This window comes from Mesorhizobium sp. WSM4809, assembly GCF_055811655.1.
Map to the genome: position 1 here is coordinate 79,446 of NZ_JBVVQW010000018.1, position 11,486 is coordinate 90,931.

Below are 11,486 nucleotides of genomic sequence, written 5' to 3' on the forward strand. Positions count from 1 at the left end.
AGGTTTATCCTCGCATCAAAGCACGGCAGGCGTTTTCAAAAAAGAAACGGTCGCATTGCGCCCGATCTAGCACCGAGAGCGCGTCGCACAGCACCGCACGATCTGGGTCTCCCGTTTGGGCAGCCAGATGGGCCAGCGATGTGTGTGCGGCCTTAAGCGTCGCGGCGTACGTCGGAGCCTTGAGGACTGCAGGATTTGCGATCGGAGGCGCGAAGGCGGCCATCATAAGGTCATCGACGGTGGGAGCGTCGTATAGCACATCGAATTGCAAAGCCGACCGAGCATGGGCAACGAGGCGTGTTCGCCGCAGTTCCGTCGATCCGGAGACGGTTGGAGCAGAACAATTCAAGCTGCCGGAATCGATAATCATAGGTCACCGCGCTGCGGCATCAATTTCGCCGATGAGGCGTACGAGAACCTGCGCCGCGGTTTCTAGCGTTGGAAGATCAACGCTGTTTTCGGCTATGCTGATAAGCAGGACCAGCAGCGCCTCGCCGTAAAAGGCGACGTTCACCATGTGCGGCAGCGTACGATCCGGGTGTACCGCTTTGAGAGCTGCCGCGGCGATTCCCTTGCGGTGAAGCGGCATGGCGCGCGTTAAGTACATTGCGACAGAGCCATCGCGGCACTCCATGTGGAGATCACCCGATCGTTCAAAACGCAGCGTCAATGGGGGCGCCTGCGGTGGAAGTCCCATCGCCGAGCAAAAAGCCCGAATAGAAGCATGGGCGCTCATGCACTCTCTTCCTGTTCAATGCGGATGTCCATCGCTTCCTCTATCGCCCGCAACGTCGATGCTCTTGCCTCCAAGTCGCGGTAGACTCCGACCGGAATCATCGCGAGAAGATCTCGAGAGTCACGCAGTACGGCAATCTGCATATCAAGGTGAATGAGAGGGATTCCTAGCCGTTCGGGAATGGGAATGATCTTCGACGGACCAGGAACGGTATCCTCCACCAGCGGCAATAATTGCCGCATCACGCCGGTAGCGGTGATGTCGATGATATTTCGCCGCCGTATCCGTTCGACCATTTTTTGGCAGCACTCATGCACGGTATCCAGCACTCGCAGCGCCGATAATCCGCTGAGGATCTCCCATAGCCGAGCCGGCTCGACCGACGGGCCAGCCGAGGCGATGTCCGCGCCGAGCGCATGCGTAAGAAACGCGACATGGCGAGCAAAGCCCTCGACTCCAAACTTGCTCAGAATCTCCCTATAAAGCCGGAGCGGTCCTGGATCGCTTGAGACCGTGGCCCGATAGAAATCACGCAGCTCTGCAGCGAGCCTCTGATCACCCCCCGCTACTTCAGACGCTACCACCGAAATATTGAGGCCGGCACGAACAGCCACCCCCTGCCTGGCCATGAGTTGGGCCTTGGCACCATCCGTCCGTACGGCAAGCTGGTCGAGGCCCTCGCGTCGCAACTCTCGCGCCGCCAGATCGAGTGCCGCATAGGCATAAGAGGGGTCAGCGAACCGCCGGCGAACCTTTCGGAGTATGTCCTGCAAGGCAGAATCGTCGCTGCGGATATCGCGCAACAGCCCCGGCAACTCGGTACGGTCGAAATACGGGAGACGTTCGAAATAAGCGTCAATCTCATGGACCGCGCTGAGCGACGGCGCTAAGCTCTCCTCCGAGATTTTGCGCTCAGCTATCGCCTTTGACTCGATCGCCTCGGAAAAACCGAAAGTGCGCTCTTCTCTTGCCTGTTCCAAGAGGGTCGCGTGTGTAGGCCCCGCCAGGCGAACAACTTCGCCGCGCCATGAGCCCACCTCCACCGGGATTGGCTCGATCGCCATCCGATCACAGCAAAGGCGCAAAGGGGCCATTTCGCATACTGTCCCATCAGGCATTGCTTCGGCCCCGTGCGGTCTTACAGCGGTTCGCCTGGGGCGTCCCGCCAACGTCTATGGGCAGTGCACTGCAGATTGCGGCGCACCGGCTTCCTTGCGGGCGACTTGCCCGTTCCGCGGCTTGGTGGATCCGTATTTTTCCCACCATTTATCGCTTCGTGCTTGCTCCTTTCGAAGCGACTTCTGGGCAGCGCCCATCGAGACGAACTGTGTCATTGGGCTATGCCCTTTCGGGGACCCAAATGGAATATCGGTCCATGTCTATTATAACATCGTGTCATGCCTAACAAATATCAAACCGATATGAGTACCTACGAAAACCAGATGGGTTCCAGCAGACAAATCAGCCCGCAAGAAATCTCGGACCGGAGGCCAGCTGACACATCGAATAGCGCGACCGAAGTCGGTGATCCTTATTGCCCGCCACCACTGGCAGCTCGGATCATGACGCCGAAAATGAGCCAGAGAACGAGCTTTCCGCCAAAGGGCATTGGAAATGATCTTTAGCCTGCGCCGCTCCTCCATGAACAGACGTTCCAGAACCTTCGTGGTCCTGATGGCGCGGCGGTGAATGATCGGCAGTCTCAGATCCAAGATGCTTCGAGGTCGTCCGTGAAACATGGCGACCGCGCTCAGACCGGCGGCGAGTATCGCGGGCGATGGCGCGCGAGGGCGCTGATAGGCGGCGCTGGCGCGGGCCTTGAACTCGCGCCAGCGGTCTTCCAGCACCTTGCCGGCGAAATTGCGCATCACGCACCATGGGCGGGCTCGGCGCGCCCGACCGCATTCCGGCTTTCCTCTCCAGTGCTTCCTCCACGATTAAGCGGGCCGCAAGCTTCATCAGATCCGAGCGACCCGTTGGTGTGGAAGGGCGCCTTCGATCACGTTGGAAAGGGATTGGCGCATGCGCATCGATGCCGGTGTTCTCGTCCTTAGCGCGTGCGGAGCGGATTCTTTCGCCTCAATCGCATAGTGTAGCCAACACCGCCGATCATGCTGCGCCGGATCGGTACCGATGGTACGATCGCGGGGGGAAGGGCGTCCGCTTCCGATCGTAATAGTCGCCACGCAACATACATCGGGTTGGTGATCACGACGGCCCCCTATGCGACCGATTGGTCATGCCTTTGGCGAGCAACTCCATATGTAGTTCTTTGCGTTTTGCCTTGACTAGGGGGGCACCATAGCTCTCCTTGTATTCTCGCATTGCCTCAGCCTTCGACGTCATGTTCTTCTTCATGAATTGCCGACGCTGCAACGCAAAGTCCGCAATCGCCACCGTGAGAAAACTCAATCCGGCACAGATGGCGATACCGAGCAGCAGGTTACCTGTCACGCCCCTTAGGCAGGTCATCCCGCAACTCGGCATCCAGACGAGCGCATACATCCCTTGGCGCAGCACGAGCAGCAGAACCGAGACGAGCACCAAAATCTTACCGATCGATTTGACCCATTCAATGAAATTCGTCAGCGAAACGATTATCTTGGCGTTCTCACTGGGACTGAGGTTTCTCAGCGCTGGCGAGACCGCCTCGGGCGTGAACATCGGGCCATTCTGTAAGATGTTGGCGCCGACGCCGATTACCAGAACGATTCCGATGAAAGGCGCTAGCATGCGTTGCAGTTCGGCAACATAGGACTGCAGGAGCTTTTGAGCGACGCACAGGAGATCACCTTGGAGAAGAGGTACAGGTAGCAGGATCATCGCCTCGAGCCGCTCTATCATGCCGGATAAGGAGACGTAGAACAGAGAGAAGAATGCGATGGTCAATGCCGCGGAAACGACTTCACTGCTATGCGCCACCTGCCCCTTCCTGCGCAGATCGCGCAGCCTTTTGGGTGTGGGCTTTTCAGTCTTTGCGGCGCTCATGACAACCATGTGGCGATGAGGTTGAATATCGCGACCGGTGATGGCACGCGTTTATCGGCCTCGGCCAGAATGATCGCGAGCGAGAGGACTAAAACCAGGAGGGCCACCGCGCTCTTGACAGGCATGGCTATAAAAAAGACCTGCAGTTGCGGTGCAATGCGGGCGATCAGCGCCAGACCGATTTCGCTAAGGAACATAACAACGATAGCTGGACCGGCGAGGAGCAAAGTCATTAGCATGACGACATCTGCGAGATGCAGAACCCCCGTGGCGAATGCCGGGCCGAATGCAGGATGCAAGCTCCACAAAGGCCAGACCTCATGCGAGCGATAGAGCGCTTCGAGCAGTGCGGAAAAGCCCCCGGTGGCAAATAGCCATGTGACGAAGAGTTGGGCGAACAGCGTTCCAAGCGGCGAGACCTGATTGCCGCTCGCCGGATTCAAGAGGCTCGCCATCGCGGCGCCCCTCTGGTTGTCAATGAAGGTGCCCGCCGCCTCAACACCCCAGATGGTCGCGGCAATTGGCATGCCGAGTACGAGGCCGAGTAAGAGTTCCTTCAGCCCCAGGCCTAAGATCAGCTTCAGATCCCAAGCATCGAGGTTCGCAGGCCTGGTTGCCCAAGCGTGCGCCATCACCGGGAAGCTCAATGCCGTGATTGCACCGTTCCGCGCCAGTCCGGTCACAATGCCGCGCCCCAGAATGGGTATGATCAGCATCATGCCCGTCGTACGCGTCGTCGCGAGCGCAAAGACGACAAGGGCAGTATGCAAAAGAGACAAATCAAGTAGCGGCATGAGGCGGATGTTACATTACTCCGATATTGTTGAAGACGTTCAGCGTATACTGGTACAGCTCCCGACCAATCCAGCTCCCAGTTGTCATCAAAGCCAGGCTCACGCATATCAGTTTCACCGCGAATGGAAGTGTCTGCTCTTGAATATGGGTCAGAGCTTGCACCAAGCTAACAACCAGCCCGACCCCCGTCGCGATGACGACCGTGGGCATCGACAGAACCAGAGTTAGTTTCAGGGCTTCGATGGCGATGTTGGCCAGAGTGGCGGTGCTCATCATGATGTTCCCGCATAGGACAAGACCAGACCGTGGATCAGGCGCTGCCATCCGTTCACTGCGACGAACAAGAACAGCTTGAAGGGCAGGGAGATCGTCACCGGCGAAACCATCATCATACCCATCGCCAGAAGGATGTTCGAAATGACGAGGTCGATAACGAGGAAAGGCAGGAACAGCAGAAAGCCTATCTTGAACGCGTCCGCCAACTCGGATGTTATGAATGCCGGGACCAAGATCATAAAATCGCTGTCGGTTACCGCATCGGCGTCCCGTTCGTTCCATAGTTCACGGGTCGCATTGGCGAAGAATTGTCGTTCCTGTTGCGACGTGTTCTTTAGGAGAAAATCGCGAAAGGGCTCTATAACTACCGGCATCGTTTCAACGAGCCCACGGAGAGCTTCGAACGAGATCTCCTTGTGGCGCACGGCTTCATATGCCTTGTTGGTCGCTGGCTGCATGATGTACACGGAGAGCAGGATGGCGATCGCATTTATTGCCATGTTTGGCGGAATGTTCTGAACGCCGAGGGCATTTCGGACAAGCCCGAACACGACCACGAGCTTGACGTACGACGTGGCTGTGATCGCAAGGAAAGGGATAACCGCGATCGCGCCGATCAAGGCGATCATCGTAGCGGGATCGGGGAACCCGGTGTTCATGACTCGGCGCGTGGTAGGCGCATATTTAGGACACGCACACCTGTCCGATCGGCGATACGCACCAACTCGCCCGCAGCGACCACTTGGCCATTGACTCGCAAGGTGATATTGGTCGTTGCGTCGAAACCAAGATCCAATACCTGGCCCACAGCGAGTTCACGAAGCTGCTTGAGCGACATGGTCAGGTGTCCGACCTCCACATCGACCGGTAGGTCGATGCTGTCGAAGGTTTCCGGGGGGGGAGAGTCTGATTTATCCATAAGGTAGTCCACTGCTGAAAGAACTGCAAGGCGGGCATCCATTATCGAGGCGCGGAATCGTGTATTGCCACAGAGGCACATCAGAACGGTCATCGCTCCGTCACGAGCGACCGGTGAGGCGTCGAGCAAAATGACGTCGCCCGGTGCGATTGACCGTAGTTCCGCCCAGGTAAGGTTCAAACGAGCGACTCTCAGATCGAGAGAGAGGGCCAGATCGTCGAGAATTGTGGACACGACCGGCAGCGCATCGCAGCAGCACCGCGTGATCCATTCGAGTCCGCCGGCATCGAATTCTACTAGGCCAAGGAATTTTTCTGGACCGTCCAAGCGAACAAGCCCAATGGCGTAGGGCGGCGGCACTTCGGTGATCTCGGAAGAAGACCAGATGGGCCGCTGACCGCACCATCGTTCCACCTGAATCGCTACATCGCGAAGCACCATGTCGAACAGAATTTCCCGCAAACCGTGGTCCAATGGCAGCGCCGTGATGTCCGGCCAGTGTGTCACCGCCATGGACGGCAGGAGAATCGGGTCGATCGCGATGCGTAGATCGTCGCCGTGTAGGCGTACCATCAACCGGCGCCAATTCGCCGGCACACGCGATGGTGTCGAATCGGGAATGACGGCTGCGACGTCGATGCCAGCGAGGCTGAATGGAGCCGGCAAGCGGGCGGCAAGACGCGACATGATGGCGGCCTCTCGTGAACTATAGCAAGGCAGATCGATCACGTGCCTCTCCATAGGGAAGAACTCGCTCGAGCCCGCGAGACGGTCAGTTGTGCCGCCCAGGAAATGGAGCTTTGTTGACGGGTTTGACGCCTCGCTGCTGCGTCCGTGCGATTCAAGCTCGTGACTGCCGAGACCCTCGCGGGGTGCGCCGTCGAGTGACTCACACTCTTTGAAATTCCGATGGTTGAACGCTTGCGAGAACCGCTCATCGTCCCCAAGGTGAGGACCCGCGGCGCGGTAGCGCGCCCCCCGGGTGGGGTGGAACAGACACTGTTTGTGACGGCCGCCAACGCAGAATTCCTACTGGCGAGTACCCGCGCATCGGATCGGCGAACAGCGATGCGGACGATAGTCGCAATGGAACAGCTCAGCCCAAAGGACATGCGTCAAATATCTCTGAAATCGGCAAGCTGCCTCGTGACTCGAGCTTTTCGGACAAGCTGTTGATGCAAGCCTTTCGGGTTCCCCATGAAATTGATCCTGTCATGGCGACGGATATCCCGAAATCACTCCACTCGCCGGGAAGGGCTCCGCTCAATGGTCGAACTGTCTGTTACATCCAATCTACTCAACGTGGGTCAGTAGCAAATATTATGTCGATATTGGATCATCTCCAATTCTTATGAATGAGGTCTGACTTACATCCACCCTAAATGGCCTTTGATAGGCAGTAGCGCCCACGTCGACGACTGCACGAGAGAGTGCCTGGCACTCATCGTTGATACGTCTCTCTCGGGCATGCGGGTTGCCCGCGAATTGGACCGGCTCATCACCGAGCGGGGCCGGCCCAGGATGATCGTCAGCGACAATGGCAGCGAGTTCACCTCGAACGCCATCCTCTCGTGGGCGGATCAGAGCCGCGTCGAATGGCATTACATTGCGCCCGGCAAGCCGATGCAGAATGGCTTCATCGAGAGCTTCAACGGCCGACTGCGCGATGAACTGCTCAACGAGACGTTGTTTACGCCCTGTGGCGCGTCGACTACAACACCGCGAGGCCGCACTCCCAAATCGCCTGGCAGACACCGGCCGAGTTCGGCAGCACCTTCAATCCGCGACGGTCGCTCGCGCTGCGCTATGCCAAAGGCTCCGCGCCAGCGCCCGTCGCTTCACCCGCCCAGCAGGGCACAACCCACGCCGGAAACGAACTCAAAACTGGATAGAAACTGGGGGCGACGTCAGCGGCAACCACGTAAGGCTCCACAATAGAACAACGCTCGCGGCCATAGCTGTAACCAGCTCCGTGGGGTGTGCGAAATCGCTCGTTCGCTTTAGAAACGTCGCCCAAAGACATACCGCTTGGATTACTCGCCTCTCGACAACTTCTAAATCGGGACGCGCTCCCATTCGGTGGGCAGCGCTTCACTAAAGCGCTTTTCTATCTGCGCGGTGAGCAGGGCACTTGCCGCCTCAGCGGCGGAGGTGAGCGGCACGTGGGCGGATGACGTGAGGCATGCCGTCAGATAAATTGGCGGATCGATGACGACAGGCCGCAGACCTTCGTAGCCTGGAATGTCCGAGAAATCCCTCTTGGGAACGATCCCACTTGCTACGCCGGCTTTGACCAAGGAGAGCACGCTGCAGAACGTGTCGACCTCTGCCACGCAGTTCGGTATCACTCCGGCCGCTCTAAATGCCCGGTCCAGTGCGTCGCGCATCGTATGCGGCTGCCCTGGCAGCACAAGGGGAATTGCCGCTAGCGTCTTGAGGGACACGGATGTTGCGGCATTTACTGCCTTGGCAGGCCGGATCAGATAGAGGCGCTGGCGGAACAGCGGTTTGCGCGAAACACCAAGGGTGGGTGTGTCCTCGAAGACCATGCAAACATCAAGCGCGTGAGATTCCATGAGCGGCCTGATGCGGAGAAAATCACCAGTAACCAAGCTCAGGATTACTTTGGGGAGTGCCGTCCTGCAGGCGGCCATCAAGGGGGCGGCGAGGGAGACGGCGAGCGTCGAAGACATGCCGAGCCCAACTGGACCTTCTGGCTCTCCCTCCGTGGAGCGAACGATGCCGGGCAGTCGCTCTAGCCGCTGCAAGATGAAGACAGCCTCCCGATAGAAGGCCTTTCCCACTTGAGTGGGACAAACACCGCGTGCGCTGCGGTGCAACAGGGTGGCGCCAAGCCTGGCTTCGAGGCCAGCGATCTGTTGGCTGAGGGCTGGCTGGGCCACATGGATGGTGGCCGCTGCCCGGCAGAAGCTCCCAGCATCGACGATGCTCACGAAATAGCGGAGGTGGCGTAGTTGCATGGACAGCCTTGACAAATTTGAAGAGACGTAGTTTGCGCTTGTGGCAGCGGGGGCATCATCTGTGTTTTGAAAGAGGCCGAAAGTGACGCCATTTTGCCTCGGCTAATCCCCATCGGGCTTCTTTGCGATCCGCGGCAACGTACTTCGCGACAAGATTTTATAGGCGCGCTCCAGGCGCGCGAAAAATAAGTGACATTCAATGCACTTGGACATCATGTTGCCAGATTATGTACTGGGACACTAAAACCACTCGTTTCGTGCAAAGCACGCCGCAAGATCCGGGCCAAGTTGCGCAGCCGTCGTTTTGGGCGAGCGTTGGTTGCCTTCCCAACAGATTGGCGGACTATTGACATTCGGCATGTCTGCTTTGGAGCAAACGAATAGACCAGCAGTCGCCTAGCGCCCGCCACTTACAGTGAGGACGCCACGATGCCGGCCTTGACTTTGCGCCGTACACGTCGAGAAGGCAAAATGGCCAAGATCGCGGTGGGTCCAGGATCGGAAATTTTCCATTCACGCAAGAGGCTTTGACGCCTGTTCGTCGCGACGTTCCGCGGATCGATCACCGCTGCGATCTGGAGCGGCCTAGCGGCGATAGAAAGTTTTGCCGCAGGCTTGCCGCGCATACCGGATCGAGCGGGCATGGAGCGATAGGACAGGTCTTCCCCGGGGAAATCGTACGCCAGAGCCGACATCACGCACCGCGGACGAGCAGGCAAATTCCATCTCCCTCGGCACGGAAGGACTTAGATCAATATCGGTCGTTCAGACGGCACGTCGTTTGCTGGGAATCATCTTGATGACGAAGGAGCCGACAAATCAGGCTGATGCAAAATGCAGGTTGTTTCCAGCGGTCTGAATTTCGCCACAATATTGCACAGCCAACAGATCGCCGCTGCGCGACAATTACGGATGGCTTGTCGCCAAGGGAGCTGAATTGAGGAGCATTGACGAACTTGGCAAGGCGCCCATCTCGATGGTTAGGCCCATCGAACGTAATACCACGGACGATTCTACTGACGGACCGGCTGTTGGGGTCGAAGGATCCGGACAATCGTCCTGTTCTATGGTGAAGCAGGCGCGCTCTGATCCTCAAGCGTCAAGCGTTTCCTCCTCTCTCAGCATGCAACATACCAGTATCCTTCATCTGCAGCCGGAGCTGCTCGGTGATATTGCTGAGCGGCTGAGCCCGATCGATCTGCTAAGTATGTCGCAGACAAATCACCAGTTGCGTAACGCCGCCCACCTATTGCCCGCGTCTCGAGAAAGGCGTCAGAGGGCTATCCGGGTTCAGGCCATCTGGGCGAGGTTAACCCGTCACGAGCCCGGTGCGGATCGCTTCGCCGCGCTCATGCAGCCCAGCGTGATCCAATCACTCGCGCCCCACTTTAATTGTCTCACCAAGGCGCAGCAGGAGGGCCTCGTCGTGCTGGTCCAGAGGCTTGATGACCCCGATGAGCGCAACTCGGTCCTGATGGATATCGGACCGGGCTTGGCAGGACTCGAGCCCGATCTCCAGGAGGCTCTCGTCCACCTCGCCGAGAGACTTGACCCGCCTTGGGAGCGCACTTCCGCCGTGCGAGCCCTCGGAAAAGGCGTAGGAGGGCTTGCGCTCCCCCTGCAGCGGCGTCTCGTCGACGTCGCCGACCTGCTCGACCAGTCCGCACATCGCGCCTCGGCCCTGGAGGGCCTCGGAGCGGGTGTGGCAGGGCTTGACCGCGTTCTCCAAGCGCGTCTCGTCACCCTTGCCGAGGAGCTCGACGAGCCCGCAGATTGCGCCTTGGCACTATGGGGCTTCGGAGAGGGCCTGGCTGGGCTTGATGGCGTTCTCCAGGAGCGTCTCGTCGACCTCGCCGCAGGGCTTGGGGACCAAGAGCATTGCGCCGCGGCCGTGCAGGGTCTGGCAACAGGCGTGGCGGGGCTTGATCGCTATCTCCAGGAGCGTCTTGTCAAGCTTGCCGCAGGGCTTGGGGACCACGAGCATCGCGCCGCGGCCGTGCAGGGTCTAGCAGCAGGCGTGGCGGGGCTTGATGGCGATCTCCACGAGCGTCTCGTCGACCTCGCCGCAGGGCTTGGGGACCAAGAGAATTGCGCCGCGGCCGTGCAGGGGCTGGCAACAGGCGTGGCGTGGCTTGATCGCTATCTCCAGGAGCGCCTTGTCAAGCTTGCCGAAGGGCTTGACCAAGTGCATGGGGCATTCGCCCTCCAAGGCTTCGGCACAGGACTGGGAGGGCTAGATCGCGGTCTCCAGGTGCGTCTTGTCAAGCTCGCCGTGGGGCTTGACCAAGTGCATGGCGCCTTCGCCCTCCGAGGCCTCGGCACAGGCGTGGGAGGGCTTGATCGCGGTCTCCAGGAGCGTCTTGTCGAGCTCGCCGTGGGGCTTGAGGACCAAGAGAATCGCGCCGCGGCTTTAGTTGGCCTTGGAGCCGGCGTGGCGGGGCTTGCCTGGGATCTCCAGCGCCGTCTCGTCCGCCTCGCGGGGGAACTCGACCAGCCCGCAGATCGCGTTGCGGCGCTACAGGGCTTCGGAGAGGGGCTGGCAGGGCTTTATAGCGATCTCCAGGGGCTTCTCGTCGACCTCGCCGCGGGGCTTGGGGACCAAGAGCATCGCGCCGCGGCCGTGGAAGGCCTGGGAGCAGGCGTGGCAGAGCTTACGCGCGAGCAACAAGGGCGCATCGCTGCCCTTGCCGACGGCCTCGCCCACCCGGACCATCGGGCTCGCGCCTTGGCAGCATTGTTGCCTAGGCGATAAGCAAGATTACGGCTTACTGACCGCTTTCAACGGTGTTGG

At 59.2% G+C, this 11,486-nt stretch carries 10 protein-coding genes and 2 pseudogenes; 2 read left to right on the forward strand and 10 right to left on the reverse strand.

The genetic code is table 11. The annotated features are described in order from the left end of the window. Positions 1-4: 4 nt before the first annotated feature. The 9 genes and pseudogenes from sctX to sctQ form a co-directional block, all read right to left on the reverse strand. Positions 5-370 carry a type III secretion apparatus assembly protein SctX gene (gene sctX / locus AC0L24_RS28960; protein WP_473564544.1) on the reverse strand — a complete coding sequence of 122 codons (366 nt, stop codon included), beginning with the start codon at positions 368-370 and terminating at the stop codon, positions 5-7. Between the two features lie 3 nt (positions 371-373). Beyond that, positions 374-736 (reverse strand): hypothetical protein, encoded by a 363-nt coding sequence (locus tag AC0L24_RS28965; protein ID WP_473564545.1) that lies wholly within the window; start codon positions 734-736, stop codon positions 374-376. Next, positions 733-1,800, reverse strand: a complete 1,068-nt coding sequence (gene sctW / locus AC0L24_RS28970; RefSeq protein ID WP_473564546.1) for a type III secretion system gatekeeper subunit SctW — start codon at positions 1,798-1,800, stop codon at positions 733-735. The genes AC0L24_RS28965 and sctW overlap by 4 nt, the downstream gene beginning before the upstream one ends. A gap of 447 nt (positions 1,801-2,247) precedes the next feature. Beyond that, a pseudogene (locus AC0L24_RS28975) lies at positions 2,248-2,604 on the reverse strand (IS256 family transposase); the annotation flags it as partial. Between the two features lie 340 nt (positions 2,605-2,944). Next, positions 2,945-3,724 (reverse strand): EscU/YscU/HrcU family type III secretion system export apparatus switch protein, encoded by a 780-nt coding sequence (locus AC0L24_RS28980; RefSeq protein ID WP_473564547.1) that lies wholly within the window; start codon positions 3,722-3,724, stop codon positions 2,945-2,947. Beyond that, entirely contained in the window at positions 3,721-4,518 is a 798-nt protein-coding gene (gene sctT / locus AC0L24_RS28985; RefSeq protein ID WP_473564548.1) for a type III secretion system export apparatus subunit SctT, read from the reverse strand. Before sctT ends, AC0L24_RS28980 begins: the two co-directional genes overlap by 4 nt. 10 nt (positions 4,519-4,528) lie before the next feature. Further along, positions 4,529-4,792 carry a type III secretion system export apparatus subunit SctS gene (gene sctS / locus AC0L24_RS28990; RefSeq protein WP_473564549.1) on the reverse strand — a complete coding sequence of 88 codons (264 nt, stop codon included), beginning with the start codon at positions 4,790-4,792 and terminating at the stop codon, positions 4,529-4,531. Then, on the reverse strand, positions 4,792-5,454 hold the full coding sequence (gene sctR, locus AC0L24_RS28995; protein ID WP_473564550.1) for a type III secretion system export apparatus subunit SctR: 663 nt from the start codon (positions 5,452-5,454) through the stop codon (positions 4,792-4,794). The genes sctS and sctR overlap by 1 nt, the downstream gene beginning before the upstream one ends. After that, positions 5,451-6,443, reverse strand: coding sequence for a type III secretion system cytoplasmic ring protein SctQ (gene sctQ, locus AC0L24_RS29000; protein WP_473564551.1), 993 nt, complete (start codon positions 6,441-6,443; stop codon positions 5,451-5,453). The genes sctR and sctQ overlap by 4 nt, the downstream gene beginning before the upstream one ends. A 681-nt stretch (positions 6,444-7,124) precedes the next feature. On the opposite strand from sctQ, the pseudogene AC0L24_RS29005 reads away from it, so the two are divergent. Continuing rightward, positions 7,125-7,606: pseudogene (locus tag AC0L24_RS29005) on the forward strand (integrase core domain-containing protein); the annotation flags it as partial. Between the two features lie 162 nt (positions 7,607-7,768). On the opposite strand, the gene AC0L24_RS29010 reads toward AC0L24_RS29005, so the two are convergent. Then, the gene (locus AC0L24_RS29010; protein ID WP_473564552.1) at positions 7,769-8,695 is read right to left on the reverse strand and encodes a LysR substrate-binding domain-containing protein; all 927 of its coding nucleotides are present in this window, start codon (positions 8,693-8,695) and stop codon (positions 7,769-7,771) included. A gap of 937 nt (positions 8,696-9,632) precedes the next feature. Here AC0L24_RS29010 and AC0L24_RS29015 point away from each other — a divergent pair. Beyond that, positions 9,633-11,447: a hypothetical protein gene (locus AC0L24_RS29015; RefSeq protein WP_473564553.1), complete on the forward strand. Its 1,815-nt coding sequence runs from the start codon at positions 9,633-9,635 to the stop codon at positions 11,445-11,447. Positions 11,448-11,486: the final 39 nt, after the last annotated feature.

Bases quoted from the DNA above. Each gene is read 5' to 3' on its own strand.
- sctX (WP_473564544.1), bottom strand. From the start codon at position 370: ATGATTATCGATTCCGGCAGCTTGAATTGTTCTGCTCCAACCGTCTCC.
- AC0L24_RS28965 (WP_473564545.1), bottom strand. From the start codon at position 736: ATGAGCGCCCATGCTTCTATTCGGGCTTTTTGCTCGGCGATGGGACTT.
- sctW (WP_473564546.1), bottom strand. From the start codon at position 1,800: ATGGCGATCGAGCCAATCCCGGTGGAGGTGGGCTCATGGCGCGGCGAA.
- AC0L24_RS28980 (WP_473564547.1), bottom strand. From the start codon at position 3,724: ATGAGCGCCGCAAAGACTGAAAAGCCCACACCCAAAAGGCTGCGCGAT.
- sctT (WP_473564548.1), bottom strand. From the start codon at position 4,518: ATGCCGCTACTTGATTTGTCTCTTTTGCATACTGCCCTTGTCGTCTTT.
- sctS (WP_473564549.1), bottom strand. From the start codon at position 4,792: ATGAGCACCGCCACTCTGGCCAACATCGCCATCGAAGCCCTGAAACTA.
- sctR (WP_473564550.1), bottom strand. From the start codon at position 5,454: ATGAACACCGGGTTCCCCGATCCCGCTACGATGATCGCCTTGATCGGC.
- AC0L24_RS29010 (WP_473564552.1), bottom strand. From the start codon at position 8,695: ATGCAACTACGCCACCTCCGCTATTTCGTGAGCATCGTCGATGCTGGG.